This is a genomic window from Flavobacterium sinopsychrotolerans (assembly GCF_900110375.1).
In the GTDB taxonomy this organism is placed as follows: domain Bacteria; phylum Bacteroidota; class Bacteroidia; order Flavobacteriales; family Flavobacteriaceae; genus Flavobacterium; species Flavobacterium sinopsychrotolerans.
The window spans coordinates 528466-553487 of the sequence record NZ_FODN01000001.1 but is presented as its reverse complement, the minus strand read 5'-3'; the positions used below and the strand labels follow the sequence as shown (position 1 = coordinate 553487).

Here is a 25022-nt window from a genome sequence, read left to right as displayed (position 1 = left end):
TTATTTAGCTGTAAATTTCTTTTCCGCTTTCTACAAATTCCTGTGATTTCTCTTGCATGCCTTTTTCGGCTTCGGCAACGTCACGAATTTCCTGTGAAATTTTCATAGAACAGAATTTGGGTCCGCACATAGAACAAAAATGGGCGACTTTTGCACCATCTGCAGGTAATGTTTCATCGTGGAATTCACGCGCCGTATCTGGATCTAAAGACAAGTTGAATTGGTCTTCCCAACGGAATTCAAAACGCGCTTTACTCAAGGCATTGTCACGGTATTGTGATCCCGGATGACCTTTTGCCAAATCAGCGGCATGAGCGGAAATCTTATAAGTTATGACACCATCTTTGACGTCTTTTTTGTTGGGTAAACCAAGGTGTTCTTTTGGAGTAACATAACACAACATTGCACAACCGTACCAGCCAATCATGGCGGCTCCAATGGCAGAAGTGATGTGGTCATAACCTGGAGCGATATCAGTTGTCAATGGCCCTAAAGTATAAAAAGGAGCTTCCTCACAATGTTCTAATTGTTTGTCCATGTTTTCTTTAATCATATGCATGGGCACGTGACCAGGACCTTCAATAAATACTTGAACGTCGTGTTTCCAAGCAATTTTTGTCAATTCACCAAGTGTTTCCAATTCGGCGAATTGCGCAGCATCATTTGCATCGGCAATAGAACCTGGGCGTAAGCCATCTCCTAATGAGAAAGCTACGTCATACTGTTTCATGATTTCGCAAATCTCCTCAAAATGAGTGTATAGAAAGTTTTCTTTGTGGTGAAACAAACACCATTTTGCCATGATAGAACCACCGCGGGAAACAATTCCGGTAACGCGGTTGGCTGTTAAATGGATGTAACGCAATAAAACGCCCGCATGAATAGTGAAGTAAGAAACACCTTGTTCGGCTTGTTCTATTATAGTATCACGGAATACTTCCCAAGTTAAATCTTCGGCAACGCCATTTACTTTTTCCAAAGCTTGGTAAATAGGTACCGTTCCTATTGGTACAGGAGAATTTCGGATAATCCATTCTCTGGTTTCGTGTATGTTTTTGCCGGTGGACAAATCCATAATCGTATCAGCTCCCCAACGGCAAGCCCAAACCGCTTTTTCTACTTCTTCTTCGATAGTTGAGGTTACGGCACTGTTTCCAATGTTAGCATTAATTTTCACCAAGAAGTTACGTCCTACAATCATAGGCTCGCTTTCGGGATGATTAATGTTATTTGGAATAATGGCACGGCCTCTGGCTACTTCGCTGCGAACAAATTCAGGTGTGATCTTGGATTTGGGTGTATTAGCGCCAAAACTGTTTCCGCCATGTTGGCATTGCATCGCTTTGGTTTGTTTATTTATCAACTCCAAGCGTTGGTTTTCACGTATGGAAATGTATTCCATTTCGGGAGTAATGATTCCCTGTTTTGCATAATACAATTGGGAAACGTTGGCTCCTTTTTTGGCACGCATGGGTTTGTGCAAATATTCAAAACGCAATTCGTTTAGTTTTTCGTCATTCAGACGCTTTTTTCCATATTCAGAAGAGATTTCAGTTAATTCTTCCACATCATTACGGTCCAAAATCCATTGTTCGCGGATGCGCGGCAATCCTTTTCGAATGTCAATTTCAATATTTGGGTCGGTGAATGGACCGGAAGTATCATAAACGGTTACCGGTGGATTTTTTTCTATTCGTCCGCTTGATAATTTAGTGTCTGCCAAGGCAATTTCTCGCATGGCTACTTTTATGGGATGAATGGTTCCGTCTACGTAAATTTTTGTAGAGTTTGGGAAAGGAGTTCTTGAGATTTTTTCTTCGTTATTCATTTCTTCGAATTTTATGATTTTAGGAGTGTTCGTCTTCTGCTAGGGATAGCAATGGAAAGCCCGTAAAGTTGAAAGCCAAATAAAACAAGGATTAGTGAAGCGACCGTCAGGAAGCTTTGACTAAGACAATGTTTTATAGGTTTGAAACTGCGGACTTGAAATGGATAGCCCGCCCGAGCAGCCAAACTATCCTCCTTGAGTTGCAGAGATAATGAGAATGTCGTCGGTTTCTTGTATAGGATGGGAATTCCAGTTGGATTTTGGAATCACGATATTGTTAATGGCTACGGCAATTCCGTTTTGTTTTTCGGGAATTTCTAAGTCAAGAAGTGCCTGAACAGTTAGATTGCCAGTTGAAAAATGTTTTGTTTGATTGTTGATTTTGAGCTCCATTCCTTTTGAGTTTAGTATATAGTTATACTTTAGGAATGGCTACAATGACACATAAATGTGCGCGAAAGTCATCTTACTTTTCCCTACGCTAGTATGAACTAGATCAGGTTCAGAGGGTAATTCTCAGCCTACAATGTTGTAGACACCCCTAAAGTGTGAAGCAAATGTAATCGTTTTTTTGTTTAAAGTTTCAGATTTAAAGTTTTATTTGATAATTTTTTAAAGGTTGAAAATTGATTGCTGACTACTGTTTTTTCCAGCAATCTGCTACGTGATCATCAACCATTCCGGTGGCTTGCATGTGTGCATAAACCACTGTAGAACCTACGAATTTGAATCCGCGTTTTTTCAAATCTTTACTAATTTCATCCGAAAGTGGTGTGGTTGCAGGAACTTCTTTTAAGGATTGTTGGTTGTTTTGAATTGGTTTTCCATCGGTAAATTTCCAAATGTAATTAGAAAAACTACCAAATTCGTCTTGGACTTTCATAAATGCAACGGCATTAGAAACAGCTGCGTGAACCTTCAATTGATTGCGGATGATTCCTGCGTTTTGAAGTAATTCCTGGATTTTATCTTCTGTATAAAGGGCTACTTTTTTGTAGTCAAAATTATCAAAAGCTACTTTGAAGTTTTCTCTCTTTTTAAGGATTGTAATCCAGCTCAGTCCTGCCTGAAAGGTTTCCAAGATTAGAAATTCAAATAATTTTTGATCCTCATAAACTGGAACTCCCCATTCTTCATCATGGTATTTTTCGTAAATATCAATACCAACACACCATTTACATCTTGTTTTTTCTTCCATGATTTATTCTGTTTCTTCTGATAAATAATTTTTTATAATGTAGTGACCTAAATAAATTAGCGGAGTCAATAAAATGGCAATTGCAAGTTTGAATGTATAACCCGTCAATGCCGAAGTAATAAAAGTATCAAAGTTAATTTTTCCGGGCAACCAAAAAGCAATTCCCAACACAATAAATGAATCGAATAATTGAGAAATTATGGTAGAGCCAGTCGCTCTGAGCCATATTTTTTTGTTTCCTGTACGGTTTTTGAAAAACCAAAAAATAGTTACATCAATCAATTGTGAAACTAAGAACGCAATAATACTTCCCACTATGATCCACATGCTTTGTCCAAAAACAGCAAAGAATTGTTTATCATTTACCGGGCTTATGCCTTTTGCTGCAGGAATGTTTATGGCTAAAAACAAGAGGATAAAAGCATAAGCAATTAAACCGGCTGTGATTAAAGACAGTTTTTTTACTCCTTTTTCTCCAAAATATTCATTTATTAAATCGGTGGTTAGGAAAACAATAGGCCAGGGTAAAATGCCGATGCTCATTACAAACGGACCAATTTGTATCAGTTTTCCACCAATTAGTTCGGCAGTAACGGCATTGGTAATGAAGATTCCGGCCAGAATTACAAATACAAGCTCTTTTTTGGTTTTAAACATAAATAAAAATTAATACTCAAATTTAGGATTTTAATTCCTTTTCAGACAAAAAAAATCCCATCTTGTTTTTACAACAAAATGGGATTTTATATTTGTAATCTAAATTTAAAGTAAATTTAGAATCCTGAAACGATTTTAGAATGATTATCCTAAAGCAGCTCTTTTGAAACCTGTAACGATAAGATCTTTATCTAAAGATTTAGCATAAGCAGCAACGCTCATTTTGTTGTCTTTGATATAATCTTGGTTTACTAAAGTATTGTCTTTAAAGAAACGAGCCAATTTACCTTTAGCGATATTGTCTAACATTGCTTCTGGTTTTCCTTCTTGACGTAGGATATCTTTAGCAATTTCGATTTCTTTAGCGATAGTTTCAGCATCAACACCAGTTTCGTCTAAAGCAATAGGAGACATAGCTGCAGCTTGCATAGCGATGTTTCTTGCTACTTCATCAGCACCTTCCAATTTTGCAGATAAACCAACTAAAGTGGCGATTTTGTTTCCAGAGTGGATGTAAGAACCGATAAAAGCACCTTCTAATTTCTCGAAAGTTCTGATTTCTAATTTTTCACCAATAACTCCTGTTTGCTCGATTAATTTATCAGCAACAGTGATTCCGTTGAAATCAGCCGCTAAAAATTCTTCTTTAGTATTGAAGTTCAATGCTAAATTAGCCATTTCAGTAGCCATTTTTACAAAGTTTTCATTCATCCCTACGAAGTCAGTCTCACAGTTCAATGTGATAACAACTCCAGCAGTTTTGTCAGCATTTACAACAGCAATTGCAGCGCCTTCAGTAGATTCTCTATCTGAACGGTTTGCAGCTACTTTTTGTCCTTTCTTACGTAAGTTTTCGATCGCTAAATCAAAATCTCCGTCTGCTTCAACCAAGGCTTTTTTGCAGTCCATCATTCCTGCACCAGTGATTGTTCTTAATTTATTTACGTCTGCAGCAGTAATTGTTGCCATATTGTATATTTTTTTAAGGTTAAAAGTAAAAAATTCCAAGTTTTAAAACCAATTTCCAATTTTATTAAATTATCAACATATTGTTTCTAATTTTTTTTGGAGAGGAATTTAAAACTTGGAATTAAATGTTTATTTATTCTTCAGTTGCTGTAGGAGCAGCTGCTTCAACAGCAGGAGCAACCTCAGCTACTTCAGCAGCAGGAGCAACAACTTCAGCAGTTGCTTCACCTTCTTTGTCAGAACCTCTATCAGAAAGTCCTTCAACAATTGCAGCTGTTACTAAAGATAAAATTTTATCAATTGATTTAGAAGCATCATCGTTAGATGGGATTACGAATTCAACCTCTCTTGGGTCAGAATTGGTATCCACCATTGCGAAAACTGGAATGTTTAATTTTTGAGCTTCTTTTATTGCGATATGTTCCGCTTTGATATCAACTACGAACAATGCAGCTGGTAGTCTAGACATGTCAGCGATTGAACCTAAATTTTTCTCTAATTTAGCACGAAGACGATCAACTTGTAAACGCTCTTTTTTAGAAAGGGTCATGAATGTACCATCTTTCTTCATTTTATCAATAGTAGCCATTTTTTTAACAGCTTTACGGATAGTTACGAAGTTAGTTAGCATTCCACCAGGCCATCTTTCAGTGATGTAAGGCATGTTTGCAGCTTTTGCTTTTTCAGCAACGATGTCTTTTGCTTGTTTTTTGGTAGCAACGAATAATATTTTTCTACCTGATGCAGCGATTTTTTTCAAAGCTTCATTCGCTTCTTCAATTTTTGCTGCAGTTTTATATAGATTTATAATGTGAATACCATTACGCTCCATATAAATGTAAGGAGCCATGTTTGGATCCCATTTTCTAGTCATGTGTCCGAAGTGAACACCTGCTTCTAGTAAGTCTTTTACTTCTACTTTGTTTGCCATTTTGTTCTAGTTTACGTTCTGTTGATTAGCAATGAATAAATGGCGGCTTCCCGGCTTTATACATTTAGATGCTAAACTATTTCCTACCTCGGTAGGAGAGCAACAACAACTTTGTTTTTTAAATTCAATAATAAATCAACGATGTCTTGTCCCATTTGAACAAGACAGGTAATATTAACGTTTAGAGAATTGGAATCTCTTACGAGCTTTCTTCTGACCGAATTTCTTACGTTCAACCATTCTTGGATCTCTTGTCAATAAACCTTGTGGTTTCAAGATAGCTCTGTTTTCAGCATTTACTTCACACATAACGCGTGCCAATGCCATTCTTACAGCTTCTGCTTGACCAGTTGAACCACCACCGTAAACGTTAACTTTTACGTCAAAGTTGCTTACATTTTCTGTCATAGACATAGGTTGTAATACTTTGTACTGTAAAGTTGCAGTTGGGAAGTACGTTTCGAATGCTTTTTTGTTTACAGTGATTACTCCTGTTCCTTCTGAAACATAAACACGTGCAACAGCGGTTTTTCTTCTACCGATTTTGTGAATAACTCCCATTACTTAAGATCGTTAAGGTTAACTGTTCTAGGTTTTTGAGCGCCTTGTTTGTGCTCTGATCCTACAACAACATTTAAATTTCTAAAAAGTTCAGCACCTAACTTGTTTTTAGGTAACATTCCTTTTATCGCTTTTTCAACTAGTAATGCAGGGTTTTTTGATTGCAAAACTTCAGCAGTTAAAGTTCTTTGTCCTCCAGGGTAGCCAGTGTGACGGATGTAAGTTTTCTCTTTCATCTTGTTTCCTGTAAGGTTGATTTTTTCTGAGTTGATAACAATTACGTTATCTCCACAGTCAACGTGCGGCGTATAACTAGCTTTGTATTTACCTCTAAGGATCATTGCGATCTTTGAAGCCATACGACCTAAGTTATGCCCATCAGCGTCTACAACAATCCACTCTTTTGTAACGGTGGCTTTGCTTGCTGATTGTGTCTTGTAGCTTAATGCGTCCATAATATTATTTTAATTAAACATTCCATCCCCAATAAAGGGGTTGCAAAAGTACAATTAATTATTTTAAATACAAATACCTTAAAAGATTATTTTTTTTTGTTTTAGTGCTGATTATCAAATGTATATTTAAAATATTTTTTGATTACTAAATTTAGTAATCAGGAGTTGTGGCTATGAGAAGTTTTGATGTGATTTTTTTTATACATTTATTGAATATTCCTTATTTTTTACATGTAAATTTTATATTATATTGGCTATTTTTGTCCATTAGCTAGTCAATAATCTAATTATTTCTATCTTGTGCCTGTTTTTACCTTATCAATTACACTAAATATTTCTCCATGAAAGCCAAAGCTACATTAAAACAAATCGCAAAAGAACTTAATGTTTCTGTTTCAACAGTTTCAAAAGCGCTTAATGATAGTCCAGAGATTAGTGATTTAACTAAAATAAAAATCAAAGAATACGCAAAGCTTAAAAATTACAAACCCAATGTAATTGGTCTGAACCTAAAAAACAGGAAGACAAAAACTATTGGGGTGATTATTCCAAATATTCTCAATTCTTTTTTTGCCAAAGTATTTAGCGGTATAGAAAAAGTAGCGGATGAGAAAGGATACAATGTGATTATGTGTATCTCCAATGAATCTTTAGAAAAAGAAGCGCATACGCTGGAAATGTTAAGTAATGGGACTATTGATGGATTCATCGTATCAGTTTCTGAAGAAGCCCAAAAGAATCATGAGTACAATCATTTTTCAGCAATTATTAATGACGGAACTCCTATAGTTATGTTTGATAGAATAGCTGCGGAAGTGGATTGTGATAAAGTAATTGTAGATGATTTTGATTCTGCTTTAAATTCTACGCAACATTTAATAGACTTGGGCTGCAAAAATATCGCTTTGTTGTCTTCTATTGATAATTTAAGTGTTGGGAAACTAAGGGCTGATGGGTATCTCAAAGCATTGGAAAATAACAATATTCCTGTGAATTTGAATATAATTCTTAGAACAGATTCTGAAGAGGATTTAAAAGATAAAATAGAAAGTATTTTTGATGGCAATACTATAGATGGTGTTTTTGCTTTGGATGAAAATGATTCAGTAGCAGCTTTGAAAATTGGAATCAAAAAAGGATATAAAATTCCCGAAGAACTTTCTATTATAGGTTTTGCCGATGGAATTCTTGCTTCTCGAAGACTGTCTCCAAGTTTAACCACGGTGAGTCAACATGGAATTGAAATAGGAGAAGTGGCTGCTAAATTGCTTATCGACAGATTAGAGTCCAAAGAAGAACACATTCCTTATGAAACGGTGGTAATAAAAACGAAGTTGAAAGAAAGAGAGTCAACAAGGAAATTGTAGCAACTCATTGTAATATAAAACTAAAAAAAATCTCTAATCATTTTAAATGATTAGAGATTTTTTTTATGCCTTTAATGGAAGATATTTAATGTGCTTCAAGCCAATCTTTTCCTGCTCCCAAGTCTACATCCAAAGGAACATCAAGTTTAAACGCATGTTCCATTTCGTGTTTTATCATTGGTTGGATTTTTTCGAGTTCCGAATTATGCACGTCAAAAACAAGCTCATCATGGACTTGTAATAACATTTTGCTTTTCCAGTTTTCAGACGTTAGTTTTTCATGAATATTAATCATCGCAATTTTGATGATATCGGCAGCACTTCCTTGTATCGGCGCATTTACCGCATTTCGTTCTGCACCACCACGAACAATGGCGTTTTGCGAATTGATATCTTTCAAATAGCGACGACGCCCCAGGATGGTTTGCACATAACCGTTCTCTCTTGCAAAATCTATTTGTTCCTGAATGTAGGATTTTAATCTTGGATAGGTTAGATAATACGCCTCAATTAAATCAGCGCTCTCTTTGCGAGATAAGTTAGTTTGATTGCTCAATCCAAAAGCCGAAACCCCGTAAATAATTCCAAAATTTACCGTTTTGGCATGACTTCGCTGCTCGCGAGTCACTTCTTCAAGCGGAACATTAAAGACTTTTGAAGCAGTAGATTTGTGAATGTCTTCATGATTTTGGAATGCTTTAATCATGTTTTCTTCCCCACTCAATGCGGCAATTACACGTAATTCTATTTGGGAATAATCCGCAGAAACCAAAGTGTAGTTCTCATCTCGGGCAACGAATGCTTTTCTAATCTGTCTTCCACGTTCCGTACGAATCGGAATGTTTTGCAAGTTGGGATTATTCGAACTCAAACGACCTGTTGCGGCCACCGTTTGCATATAATCGGTGTGAATGCGATTTGTGATTTTATCAACCTGATTGGGTAAAGCCTCGACATAAGTATTTTGTAATTTTACTAATTGTCGCCAATCCAGAATGTCTTTTACAATTGGGTTTTCGGCGGCTAAATAACTTAAGATTTCCTCTCCGGTTGCATATTGACCGGTTTTGGTTTTCTTTTGTTTTGCGCCTCCAATTTTCAATTTATCGAATAAAACATCGCCTAATTGCTTTGGAGAAGCCAAGTTGAATTTTTCTCCTGCAGTTTCAAATATGTTGGCTTCTAATATTTTGATGTCATCGTCTAATGTTTTCGACAGCGATTTCAGGAAATCCACATCCACACGGATTCCTTCTTTTTCCATATCAGCCAAGACTTTTACCAATGGAATTTCGATTTGCTCAAAAAGTTTTTTGGTTCCGGTTTTATCTAATTCTAAAGTGAATATTTCCTTGAGTTGCAAGGTTACGTCAGCATCTTCAACGGCATATTCTTTGATTTCCTCCAGTTCAACATCACGCATTGATTTTTGGTTTTTTCCTTTTTTACCAATTAACGTTTCAATGGATTGAGGCGAATATTTCAAATACGTTTCTGCTAAAATATCCATATTATGACGCATATCTGGATTAATCAGATAATGTGCAATCATGGTATCGAATAATTTTCCTTTTACGGTAACATTGTAATTAGAAAGAATCTTTAAATCGTATTTTAAATTCTGACCAATTTTCTCAATGCTTTCATTTTCGAAAAAAGGAATGAATTTCTCGATTAAAGTCTGAGTTTCCTCTTGATTTTCTGGAAACGGAACATAGAATCCTTTTCCTTTTTCATACGAAAATGAGATTCCAACTAACTCAGCATGTAAAGCATCAAGTCCGGTTGTTTCTGTATCAAAACAAACAGAAGACTGTTTTTGCAAATTTTGCAACAGCAATTTCAAGCCTAAATCCCCTTGAATAATCTGATAAGAATGTTCGGTATTTTCTAATGAATTGTAGTATTGATGGCGTGTTTCATCAGATGAATCTTCTTGAATTGCACTTCCAAAAAGGTCGAACTGTTCTTCGTTTTTTGGTTGTGGTTTTTTGTATAATTTGGTTTCGTCAACCGGATTGGTATTGGTAGAGGCAGTTCCGCCTTTTTTGAATATGGCGTCAAATTGTTCCGCCATTCTTCTGAACTCTAATTCATTGAAAAGCGCATCTGTTTTTTCGACATCTGGAGTTGATAATTCATAATCTGTTTCGTCAAAAATAACGGGACAATCCAGTAAAATGGTTGCCAAGGTTTTGGATAATAATCCTTTTTCCTTGTTCGCTTCAATATTCTCTTTCATTTTTCCTTTTAGCTTGTCAGTGTTGGCTAAAAGATTTTCCATGGTTCCAAATTCTTTCAAAAGTTTCTTGGCCGTTACTTCGCCTACGCCAGGAAGTCCAGGAATATTATCGGCAGCATCACCCATCATTCCAAGAAAGTCGATTACTTGGTCTGGTCGTTCAATTTCAAATTTTGCTAAAACTTCCGGAATCCCCCAAATTTCTATTCCATTACCCATTCGAGCAGGTTTGTACATGAAAATATTCTCGGAAACGAGTTGTGCAAAATCTTTGTCAGGAGTTACCATAAAGACTTTGTAGTTCTGTTTTTCCGCTTGTTTTGCAATAGTCCCGATTAAATCATCAGCTTCATATCCTTTTACTTCAATGATAGGAATATGCATGGCTTTCAGTAAATCTTGGATATAAGGAATAGCAATTTTTATGGCTTCCGGAGTGGCATCGCGGTGGGCTTTGTACTCAGGGAATATATCATTTCTCAACTGACTTCCGCCATTGTCAAAAGCAACGGCTAAATGATCTGGTTTTTCTCTTTTTATCACATCCATCAGTGAATTCATGAAACCCATAATGGCTGATGTGTCCATTCCTTTAGAATTGATACGTGGATTTTTTATAAAAGCGTAATAGCCTCTGAAGATTAAGGCATAAGCATCTAGAAGGAACAGGCGTTTTTGTTGTGACATGAACTATGGTTTTTGTAAAGTTTTCAAAAGTACAAAACTTGTTATATAAAGGAGTGCAGGATTGCAGGATTTGTTCCAATTTCAGTTGAAATTTGCTTATGTGTACTAAGCAACAATCTAGTAGCTCTTGCAAAATGAGCCTATTTTAATACAACTAACGGGTAAACTAAATAAACATAAATAGCTAAAAAGAAAAGAGTGTCACATTAAAAATAGTAAGTTTTTTAATATGATTAAGACGTAAAAAGTGTATTTAATCGATTATATGTGTTTTTAATCGATTATTTAAATGATTTTTTTTATTTTTAAGTCTTATATTCACTCAATAAATTTGTTATGAAAAAAAACTACGCCGCTAAAAAGGTATTACAAGCCTGTTTGTTAATTTTTATGACAATAACAACAAATGTGTTCGCACAGGTAGGAATTGGAACTACTACTCCGAATGCAAGTTCTGTATTAGATGTGTCTTCTACAACACAAGGATTGTTGACGCCGAGAATGACAACGGCACAGAGAACAGCTATTGTGACTCCTGCCGATGGGTTGATCGTGTACGATACGGATTTGAAATCTTTTTATCATTATAATAGTACTGCAGTATCATGGAACAGAATGAGTAGTGATGCTAATGGTAGACTTAAATTTAAACGTATAAAATCTAGTGATGTATTAGCTACGGTATTGGCTGCGGAGAAGGCAGCAGGGAGTAATACTAAATATCTTTTGGACACTGGAACCTTATATGAAATTAATGGACAAGTACTAGTAGATCTACCTATTGAATTGAATAATGCTTATATCGCAGGATTGGACTCTGGCGAGGACAAGTTAGTTAAAAGTAGTGGAGATCTTTTTATAGGAACAACAGGAGGGTCAATTAGGGTAGTGACTTTAGTGGCATCAGCAGGAAATGTTTTCAATATTACAGGGCCAGGAGCTATAGGGGCTCAAACACAAAATCTTATTTTAAGAGATGCTATTATCGGGAATTCAGCTAATGTAGGCCTTATAAAAAATTTTTCATTAGTATTTGTGAGTATCGTTCAATATTTTGGTAACGCTAATGGAGTTATTTATCAGGATATAAATAAGTTATTGATTAATAATGCAGGTTGGTTTGGTGGTAGTTCATCTCTTGCGAATTCAGGAACGTATGAAAAGTTAGTAGGTACTTTTGGCTTAGTTGAAAAACAGGGTGGTTTCAGTGAAGTTTCTGGAACATCCTTTGGTTTTGATGTATCAAGTAACCCAGTCATAGCTGGAGATGCGGTGATGGAGACCGTTGTGTTTACAGGGGATAATACAGCAGGATATGTAAAGCCCTATGGTGTTGCAGGAGGTGTTATTCCTGGCTATAATTTTAACAATAATTGGACTGTACGTTGTGCGGGAATTCCAAATGAAGGAGATTCTTTTTCTACTGGAAACATCTATTTAGATAGAGCTATAGCTTCTCCCGCCGGTTCTTTAACAGATATTGGTGCAACTTATAAAATCTCTGGAACAACCATTTCAACTAATTTATTTAGAATGGATGGCTCAACAAATAATAGATTAGTTTATTCAGGTAAGAAACCTAGAACTTTTACAGTTTCTGCTTCAATTTCTTTTGAAGGTAGTAGTACTGGTGCTGCAGATCTATTATTCTTTTTTATCAAAAGTTCTGTTGGAAATCCCATCACTTTTGTTACTGCTTCAGAAACTTTTATAGATTCTAATAACGCAAATATTCAGAGCATTGCAGTTACAGGAACCGTAACTCTTGCTAATGGAGAGTATATTGAACTGTGCGCTAAACGATTGAATGGTACGAATAAAGTTTTTACCTTCCGCTCTTATAATATAACAATGAAATAAAATTCACTTTAAAATTCATAAAAATTGCATTATTTCAGTAAAATAATAATGCAATTTTTTATATGTTTACTTTGGTTCTTTTTTAAGCTTTAATCAACCGTTAAATTTTAACTAATAAAAAAACATTTTGGTTAATTCTTTTGTTATTTTGTTTAAAATTTGATTAAAATGATCTTTCGTATCGTATTCTTGTGCTTAATTCTTCTTATTGTTGAGCTTTATACTTTTCAGGTATTAAAAACTTTGATAAAATCAAAGCCAATTTTGTTTTCCATTCAGCTTATTAGCATCGTAGTCTTAGTGTATATTGTTTATTCGATAATGCAATTTGACCGAAGCGTTGGCCAAACCCAACACATGATGGTAATCATGGGTTTGCTGCTGATTGTTTACGTTCCAAAATTAATTTTGACTCTTGTGTTAATGGGAGAAGACATCTTTAGATTGGGTGCGGGAACCATAAATTATTTTGTAGATTATGACAAGGGCACGGATTTCCTTAATTCCAGACGAAAATTTATCAGTCAAATAGGGTTAGGATTAGCGGCGGTTCCTTTTCTATCTTTAATTTATGGTGTGACGGTTGGGAAATACAATTATAAAGTAATCAAACAACGCATTTTTTTTCCTGATTTGCCGGACGCTTTTGATGGTTTTACGATTACTCAAATATCGGATGTTCACAGTGGCAGTTTTGATAATCCTGAAAAAATTAATTACGCGATTGATTTGGTTAATGAGCAAAATTCAGATTTAATTCTGTTTACCGGTGATATTGTAAATACGGATGCCAAGGAAATGCATCCTTGGATAGAAACGTTCAATAGAATTAAAAAACATGAATATGGCAAATATTCCGTTTTGGGGAATCACGATTATGGAGAATATGTAACATGGCCAACAGAAGCAGCCAAAGAGGAAAATTTCAAAGCTATAAAAAGTTTGTATGGGGAAATTGGTTTCAATTTATTGTTGAATGAGCATACTTTTATCGAAAAAGGAGATGCGAAAATAGCATTGGTTGGTGTCGAAAACTGGGGTCATAACTTCAAGCAGGCCGGAGATTTAAATAAAGCTGCGGGACCGTTAAAGAAAGAAGACTTCAAGATTTTGATGAGTCACGACCCTTCGCATTGGGAGCACGTCGTGCAACATGATGAGAAACATTATCACCTCACGCTTTCGGGTCATACACACGGAATGCAATTTGGTATCGAAATTCCGGGTTATTTCAAATGGAGTTTGGCACAGTATGTATACAAACAATGGGCTGGTTTGTACGAAAATTTAGGGAGATACGTTTATGTAAACAGAGGATTTGGTTTTCATGCCTATCCTGGTAGAGTAGGAATTATGCCGGAAATAACGGTCATTGAACTAAAAAAGGGTACGAATGTGGCATAATACGTTAAAAATGCTACATTTGTAAAATAAATATCTCTTTTTAGTGAATTTAAAAATTAAATTTTTGGTTTTATGTCAAAATTTGGAGAACTTATAAATACTCAAGTACCCGTGTTAATTGATTTTTACACGGAATGGAATGAACCATCAGTTTCTATGCATCCTGTTATCAGAGATGTAGCGGCAGCTCTTGGCGATAAAGCAAAAGTGATTAAAATTGATGTGGATAAAAATCAAGAATTAGCGGATGCTTTACGCATCAAAGGTTTGCCTACATTGATGATTTACAAACAAGGTCAAATGATCTGGAGACAATCTGGAGAATTAGATGCCAATACCCTTATTGGAATCGTTCAGGAGCAATTGTAAAATTGGTTTTGGATGTCACAAAACAGCACAATTAAAATTATTTTCTTTTAAAAAGTCCAATGTTTTTGGTAACATGTATTCAAGATTTTTGAAGGCTTTTATACTATCGTGAAACACAATAATGCTTCCAGGTTTTATATTTGACAGCACATTATCCAAACATTTTTCTTTAGATAGGGTTGTGTCAAAATCAGCGCTAAGTACATCCCACATAATTATTTTGTACCCCAATTTCCGTATGGCTTTTGATTGAGCCGTTTTTAATTTGCCATAAGGCGGACGAAATAGTCTGGGTTTTAGATTTTGATTTATGTTTTTGTCAATCGTTTCTTCGCATCGTGCAACATTTTCAATATAATCTTCAGTAGCAGTATTCCAGCCATTTAAATGATTAAAAGTATGATTTCCTATGGAATGACCTTCTTTGATTACTTTGTGGAATATTTCGGGATACTTGGAAATATTTTCTCCAATACAAAAAAAAGTAGCCTTCAAGTTGTATTTTTTTAATTCTTCCAAAACCCATGTTGTAATTTCTGGAATAGGTCCGTCATCGAATGTGAGATACACGGTGTTTCCTGTATTGGAAACATCCCAAGTATAATTAGAAAACATTTTTTTAATGATCCAATTTGTTTTGATCCAGTAGAATTTCATTTTTTAGCTTTAAAAAAAAAGATAGCGATATTTTTCAACATCGCTATCTTTTCTAATTGGTATTTAAAATTACTCTTTGTCTCGTCCAAAACGTTCAAACATTTTGATGTACGTGTTGAAAGTGATTTTATGCTTGTTATAGAAATCTACATCTCCATTTTCTTTCATGACCTGCAAAAGGCTTCTGTAACGTTCAATATCGATTATGATAGGAGTTGCAATACTGCTTTGCTCGGAAGATTTAAGTTTGCCATAATAGTTGAGGTTTTCCTGATACTTACCGATTAGTTTTTCCAGCAATTGTTGTGCTTTTACTTTTTCATCAATTTTATAATAGCCACCAGCGAAAGGTTCTATTAAAGAATAATAATCGAAGTATTCTAAAGGCATTTTTGTCATGGCTAAATCAATTATGTTTTTTGCCTTGTCTTTTTTGCCTTCAACGATCAACTGATTCATTAATCTTGAAAGGTTGCTTCTGTACGTTATACTGTTTTTACGGGTTTCAGGGTCGTGATAAATTTTCGGACTTTCGCTATTGCCCCAATCCCATTTCATAACTTTAGCATACATTTTATCCGAATCTATTTGTCCCATTTCAAGCGGACCGCCGTCTTTATGTATAATTGTTCTTATTGGGACTAATTTATAAACCATTCCTTCTAGTTGAAGATACTCTTTCATCCAGATATAATCTTCGTTATCAAAGGCACCTCCGCTAAAATAAATAGGTCGTTTCCAGTTGTTATTGGCAACAATATCCAGCATCATTAATCTGTTTTTGTACAACGCATTTTTACTTATATCCAAATCTATGTAAGGCACAATAGAATCATTGTATTTAGGACTAACGACTTTATTTTTTATGATAACATTTTTGTCAACAGGAATTCTAATTTTATTGGTAGGATAAAAATGAATGGTCTGTCCGTTTTGCATATCAACCGTAGATTTAGGGTTTTTTATGAAACTAATGAAATCTTTTATATCCCAACGACTTTCAACTTTTGGTATGTGAGCTACGTAATCCAGTTTATCTCCCACGTACTGATCGTGAGTAAATGAAATAGGCAATGGATCTGACTCGTATGTTTTGGTTTTCATTTGATCTATATACCAATCTGTCATGAATAAACTAGTATTTACAATTTTGACATCCGTTCTTACTTTTTCAATTTCTTGCGCGTACCAAAGCGGGAACGTGTCGTTATCGCCAATGGTAAATAAAATAGCATTTGGATCACACGAAGTAAGGTAGGCTTTTGCCATGGCTACAGCAGTATATTTTCCTGAACGATCATGATCATCCCAGTTTTGAGCAGCCATAAGTACAGGAGCAGCCAGTAAACTGGCGCAGATAATTATTGGGCCGGCAATTTTTGGAGCTAAATATTTTTGGATACTTTCATATAAGGCATAAACTCCAAAACCAATCCAGATGGCAAACACGTAAAAAGAGCCGACTAAAGCATAATCTCTTTCTCGTGGTTCAAAAGGTCTTTCGTTTAAGTATATTTTGAGCGCTATTCCTGTAAAAAGGAATAAAGCCAGCAGAACGTAGAAACTTTTTAAATCCTTATTGGCATGGTACATTAAGCCGATTAATCCTAGAATAAACGGTAGAAAGAAATAGACATTTCTACCTTTGTTGTTCAATACATCTGATGGTAAATTTTCTTGACTGCCCAAGTGTAATTCGTCTATAAATGATATTCCGCTGAGCCAGTTCCCGTCTAAGTAATCGTATCTTCCTTGAACATCGTTTTGTCGACCAACGAAATTCCACATTAAATACCTCCAGTACATATAGCCAAATTGGTATTCAACCATGAAGCCCAAATTGTCAGCAGTTGTTGGTTTGTCAACCAATAAATAATCGCCATAGCTTTTTAGGAACGTAACATAGCCTTCGTTGTCAATTTGTTTTTGAGCGTAAGCTTGTCTGAATTCGGTTATTATTTTTTCGGTCTCATTTTTCAGTTGCGCAATCGCTTTATTATAATCTTCTTCACTAAGTTGATTTGGGTCAATCCCGTATTTGGCCAGGTCATTTTCGTAAGGATAATTAGGATTTAACCTGAACTCAGGGGGATTTGTAAAATTCATGTAGTTTTCAATATGATCGCCACTCCACATTCTTGGTAAAATAGTTTTGTGGTTGTCATCCGTATTTTGTTCGGCATTTTTGAAATTATTGACAATAACATATTTACCTGTTTTGTAGTCTCTTTCATAATTGGGGGCTTTGTCTAGATAAGGATTGTTTTCGTCTAAACCTGAAAAAGCTTCGGTGTATTGCGGACCGTAAAACAATGGGTTTACACCGTATTGTTCTCTGTTGTAGTACGCAAGAACTTCACGTGCATCAGAAGGTTTGTTTTCGTTGATTACGGTATTGGCGTTAGCGCGAATTGGCAACATTGTCCAAGTAGAAAAGCCAATTAGGATAAAAAGAACACATAAAATTAAGGTGTTGTAGGTTGCCAAGCCTTTGTTATTCGTGTATTTTAATCCAAAATAAAACAAGGCTGCTAATAAAATAGTAACAAATATAGTTCCTGAATCAAACGGTAATCCTAGGTTATTTACCATGAAAACTTCAGTTTTACCAAAGAATCCCATGGTCATTGGAAGTAGCATTTTGAAAATAAACAGCAAAATGGCAATAACTACAATATTCGCAAGTATGAAGTTTTTGACGGTAACAACTTTGTAATTTTTGAAAAAGTAAAGGAAACCTATGGCGGGAATTGTTAATAAAGCCATGAAGTGAACTCCAAATGAAAGTCCAACAACAAGAGAAATGATTAATAACCATTTGTTACCCCTTGGTTTATCCATGTCCTGTTCCCAGCGTAATCCAAGCCAAAATAATAAAGCAATAAATAAGGAAGCCATGGCGTAAACTTCGGCCTCAACAGCATTGTACCAAAAACTATCAGAAAAAGTATACGCTAAAGCGCCAACAAGTGAGCTTCCTAAGATTGCAATTTCATTATTCCTGTTTATTTCAGAAAATCTTGAAACTAATTTTTTTAATATCATTGACGATGACCAGAATAAAAATAAAATGGTGAAAGCACTTGAGAATACTGACATCATATTTACCATTAAGGCAATTTTAGTATCGTCCGTGGCAAACATGGCGAAAAAGGCACCGATCATCTGGTATAAAGGAGCTCCTGGTGGATGGCCTACTTCAAGTTTTGCTGCTGTGGCTATGTATTCACCGCAATCCCAAAAACTCATGGTGGGTTCAACCGTTAAAGTGTATGTTAATAATGCGACTCCAAATGTAAACCAACCAATAATTGTATTCCATTTATTGAAATTGAATGCTGCTTTATCCATGTACTAAAGTTTAATTTAATTGTAAGTCACAAAGAAAATGTTTTTTTGTTTATCCTCCATAGCATTAACACTATTTTCTGGAAAAGTAATGTAATTGAATAACGTTCTGACTATGAATCTTTTTCGTTTATTTTTGAAATTAAATTCAATTTTAGAGAAAATTTTTTTGATAAAATTGATAAAAAAGTTTGCGCAAACTAAAAAATAGTATAAATTTGCACTCGCTAAGCAAGAATATTAGTTTAGTAATTGTGCTGGTCTATGGTGTAATGGTAACACAACTGTTTTTGGTGCAGTCGTTCAAGGTTCGAGTCCTTGTAGACCAACAAAAAACCTCTCATTATTTGAGAGGTTTTTTTATGCCTTATTTTAAGGGAAATTATGCAGTACAATTGTGTTTCTTTTTGAATTTCCGAGATTAACGGCAAGGTTTGTCTTTCCCATCACGGTTTAAATTCTTGTGAATTAGATTTTGAAAGTTATAACAGGTTTTATGGTGTGGTTTACTAAATCTTCACTGATGCTTCCATTAAAAAAATGGGATAATCCAGTTCTTCCGTGTGTGCACAAACCAATTAAATCTGCGCCAACCATATTGGTGAAATTTAGAATTCCTTTTTCGATATTGGAATCATTATAAATGTGCATGGAGTAATTATTGACTTCAAAATCTGCAATAAAATTCTTCATCGTTTTCTCGCCCATTGAGGTTGTTTTAAAGCTGTTGGGTGTGCAAATCATGACTAAAATTAAATTTGCATCAAATATTTTTGCAAACTCAATCATTTTTAGGAAAGGTTTTTTGATTTCTTTCGAAAAATCAGATGCGAATACGATATTTTTAATGTTAAATGTATCTAAGTCTTTTTTGATAACTAATACAGGGATGTCTGAAAGGCGTACTACTTTTTCTGTATTGGATCCGATAAGGATTTCTTCGATGCCTGAGGAGCCATGTGATCCCATGACTATTAAGTCTATTTTGTTTTTTTTATTGAATGATAATATGCCATCAAAAGCTTTTTCAAATTGTACTGTGGTGCTAATGGTGATTCCTTGTAAGTGTGGTTGTTCCTTGATTTTTTGAAGTTTTTCATTCGCTTTTTTTATAAAAAGCATGACCTCGGGAATACTGCTGCCATTTGTCACTGCGTCATTCATTTGATTGGGCAGTTCTAGTAGATGAAGCAGAAATATCTCTGCTCCATTTTTTTTAGCAATTTGCGCGGCTGCTTTCAGAGCGTCTTCAGCATGTTCGGAAAAATCAGTTGGAACTAAAATTCGTTTCATAATTTAGGAGGGTTTAAAATTATAGGAAAAAGGGTTCTTTAAATTGTCTAATAAAGATAAGAAATATTTTAACAGCAACTGATTATTTTAAATTATAAAAAAAAAGACTATCTTTGCACGGTTATTTATTAAAATCTAGATAATGAGGGGACTAAATGTCCCCTCTTTTTATAAAAATATGACATTTAAAGAAAAAGTACATACGTTATTGGCAGAAGGCCTTTTAGAGAAGCCGTCAATTTTTTTGATAGATCTTATTGTCACTGATGCTTTCAAGGTTATTGTGACTTTAGACGGTGATAATGGGGTAGCGCTTCAGGATTGTATTGATGTAAGTAGATACATAGATAGTAATTTGGACCGAGAAGAACAAGATTATTCTCTGGAAGTAGCTTCGGTAGGTGTTGGGTCTCCATTGAAATTAGTAAGACAATATAAGAAAAATATAGGACGAACATTGATTGTAAAGACTGGGGCGGAAATAATTGAAGCAGAATTAGTGGATGCTAATGATGATTTTGTAATTTTGTCTTGGAAAGCAAGAGAACCTAAAAAGATAGGAAAAGGGAAAGAAACAGTTCAAAAGGAACTTAAACTGCCTTACGCAGATATAAAAGAAGCAATTGTTACAGTAACATTTTAATTAAAGAATTCGCATGGAAAATTTAGCATTAATCGATTCATTCTCAGAGTTTAAAGATGATAAACTTATTGATCGTGTAACGCTTATGGCAATTTTAGAAGATGTATTTAGAAATGCATTGAAGAAAAAATACGGTTCAGATGATAATTTTGATATCATTATAAATCCTGATAAAGGAGATATGGAGATATGGCAAAGAAGAGTAATTGTTGCTGATGAAGACTTAGATTTTGATCATCTTGAAATTACGTTGACTGAAGCTAGAAAAATAGAGCCTGATTTTGAAATTGGTGAAGAAGTTTCCGAAGAAGTAAAATTAATTGATTTAGGAAGAAGAGCAATTTTAGCTTTACGTCAGAATTTGATTTCTAAAATTCATGAACATGATAATACAAATCTTTACAAACAATTTAAAGATTTAATAGGTGATATCTATACTGCTGAAGTGCACCATGTGCGTCCAAGAGTGGTGATTTTGGTTGATGATGAAGGAAATGAAATCATCTTGCCTAAAGAAAAACAAATACCTTCTGACTTTTTCCGTAAAGGAGATAATGTTAGAGGAATTATAGAAAGCGTTGAATTAAAAGGAAATAAACCTCAAATTATTATGTCTAGAACTTCGGAGAAGTTTTTAGAAAAATTGTTTGAACAAGAAATTCCGGAAGTGTTTGACGGTTTAATCATGGTTAAAAAAGTGGTAAGAATACCAGGTGAAAAAGCAAAAGTAGCCGTAGATTCTTATGACGACAGAATTGATCCTGTTGGAGCTTGTGTAGGTATGAAAGGGTCTCGTATTCACGGAATTGTTCGTGAATTAGGAAACGAAAATATTGATGTTATCAATTATACAAGTAACATACAGTTGTTTATCACAAGAGCTTTAAGTCCTGCAAAAGTGTCTTCTATTAAAATAAATGAAGAGACAAAAAGAGCAGAAGTTTTCTTGAAACTTGAAGAAGTTTCTAAAGCTATTGGTCGTGGTGGGCACAACATTAAATTAGCTGGTTTATTGACTGGTTATGAATTAGACGTTATTCGCGAAGGAGATGTTGCTGGTGCAACTGCTGATGAGGATGATGTTGAATTAACTGAGTTTTCAGATGAAATTGAAGACTGGGTTATTGAAGAGTTTGCAAAAATTGGTTTAGATACAGCAAAAAGTATTTTGAAACAAGATGTAGAAGATTTAGTAAGAAGAACAGACCTAGAAGAGGAAACGATTCTAGATGTAATGAGAATATTGAAAGAAGAATTTGACAGTTAGTCAATACGTCTTCAACGATAAACATGCCATTTTACAATTAATTCTTGCTCGGTAGGTATCGAGTTGGGAGTAAAGTGAGGAATAACAAAAAAGGTAATAATAAAAAGGTTTTATGTCTGAAGAGAGAATTATTAGAATAAACAAAGTTTTAAGGGAATTGAATATTTCTTTAGAAAGAGCTGTGGATTATCTAAAAGATAAGGGGATTGCTATTGAAGCAAATCCAAACGCAAAAATTTCTGATGATGTATACAATGTCTTGTGCGGTCAGTTTGCAGGTGACAAAGGGAATAAGGAGGCTTCAAAAGAAGTAGGGGAAGAGAAAAGAAAAGAAAAGGAAGCTTTGCGTTTAGAACGAGAGAAAGAAATCGATGACAAACGTAAGGTCGATGAAGAGCGTCTTAAGCAACAAGAGGTTATAAAAGCAAGAGCGGTTATAGCAGGTCCTGTTCAAGTGGGTAAGATTGATCTTAATCCGAAGAAACCTTCAGTCGTTCCGTCTGTAAAAGCTGTTGAAAAAGTGGAGACTCCAGTTGCTAAAGTACCTGAGGTAAAAGCGGTTCAAAAAGAAGTTTCAGCAGAAAAACCGTCACCAGAAAAACCTTTGGAAGAAAAAGTTGTTTCAGACAAAAAAGAGGTAAAACCTGTTGTTGGGATAAAAGAGGTGAAAACAGAGGCTCCGAAAGAAGTCCCTGCTGAACCAAAAGTAGTTGAAAAAACCGAGGCAGTTAAAGTTGATGAAGCACCTGTTGATGAAACCATCACAACGCAATATCAAAAACTATCGGGAACTACTTTAACGGGTCAAATAATTGATTTATCTCAATTCAACAAACCGAAGAAGAAAAAAGAAGAACCAAAAATCACTCCGAATAAACCGGGTGCTCCAGGTTCGGCTGCAGCCAATGCAAATAAAAACAAGCGTAAAAGGATTGCTCCTAAACCAGGTGCTCCTAGACCGCCTGCAACACCAGGAGTTCCGGGTGCGCCAAATCCTAACAAGATTACACCTAATGTAGGTGGCGGAGGATTCAATGCTAACAGAAGTGCAAGACCTGGTTTTGTAAAAGGAAACAGACCTGCTATTGTTGCAAAAGTTGAGCCTACTGAAGAAGAAGTTAAAAATCAAATTAGAGAGACTTTAGAGAAACTACAAGGTAAAGGTGGTAAGTCTAAAGCAGCTAAATATAGAAGAGATAAAAGAGATACGCACCGTCAGAAATCTGATGATGAGCAAAGAGCTATTGACGAAGGAAGTAAAACTATTAAAGTTACTGAGTTTGTTACTGTAGGTGAAATTGCCATCATGATGGATGTGCCAATTACTAAAGTGATTGGAACGTGTATGTCACTTGGAATCATGGTTACCATGAACCAACGTCTTGACGCAGAAACGTTGACTATCGTTGCTGATGAATTTGGTTATGAAGTTGAATTTATCACTGTGGACATCGAAGAAGCAATTCAAGTTGTTGAAGACAGAGAAGAAGATTTAGTTTTCAGAGCGCCAATTGTAACTGTAATGGGTCACGTCGATCACGGTAAAACATCGTTACTGGATTACATTCGTAAAGAAAACGTAATTGCAGGTGAGTCTGGAGGAATAACACAACATATTGGTGCCTACGGAGTAACTTTAGATAATGGACAAAAAATTGCATTCTTAGATACACCGGGTCACGAAGCGTTTACTGCGATGCGTGCGCGTGGTGCTCAAGTTACCGATATTGCTATTATTGTGATTGCTGCTGATGATGACATCATGCCGCAAACCAAAGAAGCAATTAGCCATGCTCAAGCAGCTGGAGTTCCTATCATATTTGCTATCAATAAAATTGATAAGCCAAATGCTAATCCTGAAAAAGTAAAAGAAAGATTAGCAGGTATGAATTTACTTGTTGAAGATTGGGGTGGAAAAATTCAATCACATGATATTTCTGCGAAAGTAGGAACAGGCGTGAAAGAATTATTAGAAAAAGTATTGTTAGAAGCAGAACTTTTAGATTTGAAAGCAAATCCAAATAAAGCGGCTTCTGGAACTGTTGTTGAGGCTTTCCTTGATAAAGGAAAAGGATATGTTTCTACGATATTAGTTCAAAACGGAACATTGAAAATTGGAGATTATATGTTGGCTGGTAAGCATCATGGTAAAATTAAAGCCATGCATGATGAAAGAGGGAACATTGTAACTGTTGCGGGTCCTTCGACTCCGGTTTCAGTTCTTGGTCTTGATGGAGCAGCAACAGCGGGTGACAAGTTCAATATTTTCGAAGACGAAAAAGAAGCGAAACAAATTGCCTCTAAACGTTCTCAATTGATGCGTGAGCAATCAGTTCGTACACAACGTCATATTACATTAGATGAAATTGGACGTAGAATTGCATTGGGTCAATTTAAAGAATTGAATATTATCCTTAAAGGAGATGTTGACGGATCAGTTGAAGCATTGTCTGATTCATTCTCTAAATTATCTACTGAAGAAATTCAAATTAATATTATCCATAAAGGTGTTGGGGCAATTACTGAAACTGACGTAATGTTGGCTTCTGCTTCAGATGCAATTATCATTGGATTTAATGTTCGTCCTGCTGGAAATGCAAGACAATTAGCAGACAAAGAAGAAATTGATATCCGTTATTACTCTATTATCTATGCGGCTATCGACGACTTGAAAGATGCAATGGAAGGAATGTTGGCTCCAGAAATGAAAGAAGAAATTCTGGGTACAGCTGAGATCAGAGAGATATTCAAAATCTCTAAAGTAGGCTCAATTGCAGGTTGTATGGTAATGGATGGTAAAATTGCCAGAAATGCTAAAATGAGAATCATTAGAGAAGGTGTTGTTGTCTTTACAGGAGAATTGTTAGCGTTGAAACGTTTCAAAGATGATGTAAAAGAAGTGGCCAAAGGATATGATTGTGGTATTCAAGTAAAAGGATACAATGACATTGAAGAAAGAGATGTTATTGAGTCTTACCATGAGGTAGCAATCAAAAAGAAATTGAAATAGAATTTCAATATTTTTTAAAATTAAAATCCCGATTCGTCGGGATTTTTTGTTTTATATATTTAACCAATTGTTGTTACTACAGCAATTAGAGTCGTTTTGTTTTATTTGGGCGTGTCACCATCTAGGAAAAAGGGCCAGCAATATGCCGTTCATTGCCCTTTTTCCTAGATGCTGCCGGGCTATCCGTGCTACAGGGTAGCTAGCTGCTATCCCTCACGCAAACAAGAAGGCTTTAGTGTAATAAATTTTTTTTAGGAAGAAATAGTTATATTTTAA

19 protein-coding genes, 1 tRNA gene and 1 riboswitch are annotated in these 25022 nt (G+C 35.2%); of the genes, 8 read left to right on the top strand and 12 right to left on the bottom strand.

The genetic code is table 11. The annotated features are described in order from the left end of the window. Positions 1–4: 4 nt before the first annotated feature. The 8 genes from thiC to rplM form a co-directional block, all read right to left on the bottom strand. A complete protein-coding gene (gene thiC, locus BMX64_RS02450) occupies positions 5–1828 on the bottom strand; it encodes a phosphomethylpyrimidine synthase ThiC (protein WP_091165867.1) in 1824 nt (607 codons plus the stop codon). A gap of 186 nt (positions 1829–2014) precedes the next feature. Beyond that, positions 2015–2221: a sulfur carrier protein ThiS gene (gene thiS / locus BMX64_RS02445; protein ID WP_091165864.1), complete on the bottom strand. Its 207-nt coding sequence runs from the start codon at positions 2219–2221 to the stop codon at positions 2015–2017. A gap of 63 nt (positions 2222–2284) precedes the next feature. Continuing rightward, a riboswitch (TPP riboswitch) is annotated at positions 2285–2381 on the bottom strand. A gap of 84 nt (positions 2382–2465) precedes the next feature. Beyond that, entirely contained in the window at positions 2466–3026 is a 561-nt protein-coding gene (locus BMX64_RS02440; protein ID WP_091165860.1) for a DNA-3-methyladenine glycosylase I, read from the bottom strand. A 3-nt stretch (positions 3027–3029) separates the two neighbouring features. After that, entirely contained in the window at positions 3030–3683 is a 654-nt protein-coding gene (locus tag BMX64_RS02435; protein WP_091165857.1) for a queuosine precursor transporter, read from the bottom strand. A 144-nt stretch (positions 3684–3827) separates the two neighbouring features. Continuing rightward, entirely contained in the window at positions 3828–4652 is an 825-nt protein-coding gene (tsf, locus tag BMX64_RS02430; RefSeq protein WP_091165853.1) for a translation elongation factor Ts, read from the bottom strand. A gap of 133 nt (positions 4653–4785) precedes the next feature. Next, positions 4786–5583 carry a 30S ribosomal protein S2 gene (rpsB, locus tag BMX64_RS02425; protein ID WP_091165851.1) on the bottom strand — a complete coding sequence of 266 codons (798 nt, stop codon included), beginning with the start codon at positions 5581–5583 and terminating at the stop codon, positions 4786–4788. A 174-nt stretch (positions 5584–5757) separates the two neighbouring features. Beyond that, positions 5758–6144 carry a 30S ribosomal protein S9 gene (gene rpsI / locus BMX64_RS02420; protein WP_073016235.1) on the bottom strand — a complete coding sequence of 129 codons (387 nt, stop codon included), beginning with the start codon at positions 6142–6144 and terminating at the stop codon, positions 5758–5760. Continuing rightward, entirely contained in the window at positions 6144–6599 is a 456-nt protein-coding gene (gene rplM / locus BMX64_RS02415; protein ID WP_066080505.1) for a 50S ribosomal protein L13, read from the bottom strand. Before rplM ends, rpsI begins: the two co-directional genes overlap by 1 nt. Before the next feature lie 341 nt (positions 6600–6940). Between rplM and BMX64_RS02410 the strand changes: the two genes are divergently transcribed. Beyond that, positions 6941–7966, top strand: coding sequence for a LacI family DNA-binding transcriptional regulator (locus BMX64_RS02410; protein ID WP_091165848.1), 1026 nt, complete (start codon positions 6941–6943; stop codon positions 7964–7966). Positions 7967–8051: 85 nt separating this feature from the next. Here BMX64_RS02410 and polA read toward each other — a convergent pair whose 3' ends face one another. After that, positions 8052–10895, bottom strand: coding sequence for a DNA polymerase I (gene polA / locus BMX64_RS02405; protein WP_091165844.1), 2844 nt, complete (start codon positions 10893–10895; stop codon positions 8052–8054). Between the two features lie 336 nt (positions 10896–11231). On the opposite strand from polA, the gene BMX64_RS02400 reads away from it, so the two are divergent. The 3 genes from BMX64_RS02400 to BMX64_RS02390 all read left to right on the top strand — a co-directional run bounded on the left by BMX64_RS02400 (position 11232) and on the right by BMX64_RS02390 (position 14528). Beyond that, a complete protein-coding gene (locus BMX64_RS02400; RefSeq protein WP_091165841.1) occupies positions 11232–12755 on the top strand; it encodes a hypothetical protein in 1524 nt (507 codons plus the stop codon). Between the two features lie 168 nt (positions 12756–12923). Then, positions 12924–14159 carry a metallophosphoesterase gene (locus BMX64_RS02395; RefSeq protein WP_091165838.1) on the top strand — a complete coding sequence of 412 codons (1236 nt, stop codon included), beginning with the start codon at positions 12924–12926 and terminating at the stop codon, positions 14157–14159. A 72-nt stretch (positions 14160–14231) separates the two neighbouring features. Next, positions 14232–14528 (top strand): thioredoxin family protein, encoded by a 297-nt coding sequence (locus BMX64_RS02390; protein ID WP_091165834.1) that lies wholly within the window; start codon positions 14232–14234, stop codon positions 14526–14528. Positions 14529–14543: 15 nt separating this feature from the next. Here the strand turns inward: BMX64_RS02390 and BMX64_RS02385 are convergent, their stop codons facing one another. Together BMX64_RS02385 and BMX64_RS02380 are read right to left on the bottom strand one after the other, a co-directional pair. Continuing rightward, the gene (locus BMX64_RS02385; RefSeq protein ID WP_091165830.1) at positions 14544–15185 is read right to left on the bottom strand and encodes a polysaccharide deacetylase family protein; all 642 of its coding nucleotides are present in this window, start codon (positions 15183–15185) and stop codon (positions 14544–14546) included. Between the two features lie 69 nt (positions 15186–15254). Next, positions 15255–18536: a glycosyltransferase family 117 protein gene (locus BMX64_RS02380; protein ID WP_091165825.1), complete on the bottom strand. Its 3282-nt coding sequence runs from the start codon at positions 18534–18536 to the stop codon at positions 15255–15257. A gap of 255 nt (positions 18537–18791) precedes the next feature. Between BMX64_RS02380 and BMX64_RS02375 the strand changes: the two genes are divergently transcribed. Further along, positions 18792–18862 (top strand) — tRNA-Gln (locus BMX64_RS02375). Between the two features lie 139 nt (positions 18863–19001). Here the strand turns inward: BMX64_RS02375 and BMX64_RS02370 are convergent. Continuing rightward, positions 19002–19826 carry a universal stress protein gene (locus tag BMX64_RS02370; RefSeq protein WP_091165821.1) on the bottom strand — a complete coding sequence of 275 codons (825 nt, stop codon included), beginning with the start codon at positions 19824–19826 and terminating at the stop codon, positions 19002–19004. Between the two features lie 178 nt (positions 19827–20004). Between BMX64_RS02370 and rimP the strand changes: the two genes are divergently transcribed. From rimP to infB, 3 genes are all read left to right on the top strand, one after another. Further along, on the top strand, positions 20005–20469 hold the full coding sequence (gene rimP, locus BMX64_RS02365; protein WP_091166529.1) for a ribosome assembly cofactor RimP: 465 nt from the start codon (positions 20005–20007) through the stop codon (positions 20467–20469). A gap of 13 nt (positions 20470–20482) precedes the next feature. Further along, entirely contained in the window at positions 20483–21736 is a 1254-nt protein-coding gene (nusA, locus tag BMX64_RS02360; RefSeq protein ID WP_039108733.1) for a transcription termination factor NusA, read from the top strand. A gap of 112 nt (positions 21737–21848) precedes the next feature. Beyond that, on the top strand, positions 21849–24746 hold the full coding sequence (infB, locus tag BMX64_RS02355; RefSeq protein WP_091165816.1) for a translation initiation factor IF-2: 2898 nt from the start codon (positions 21849–21851) through the stop codon (positions 24744–24746). Positions 24747–25022 lie beyond the last annotated feature (276 nt).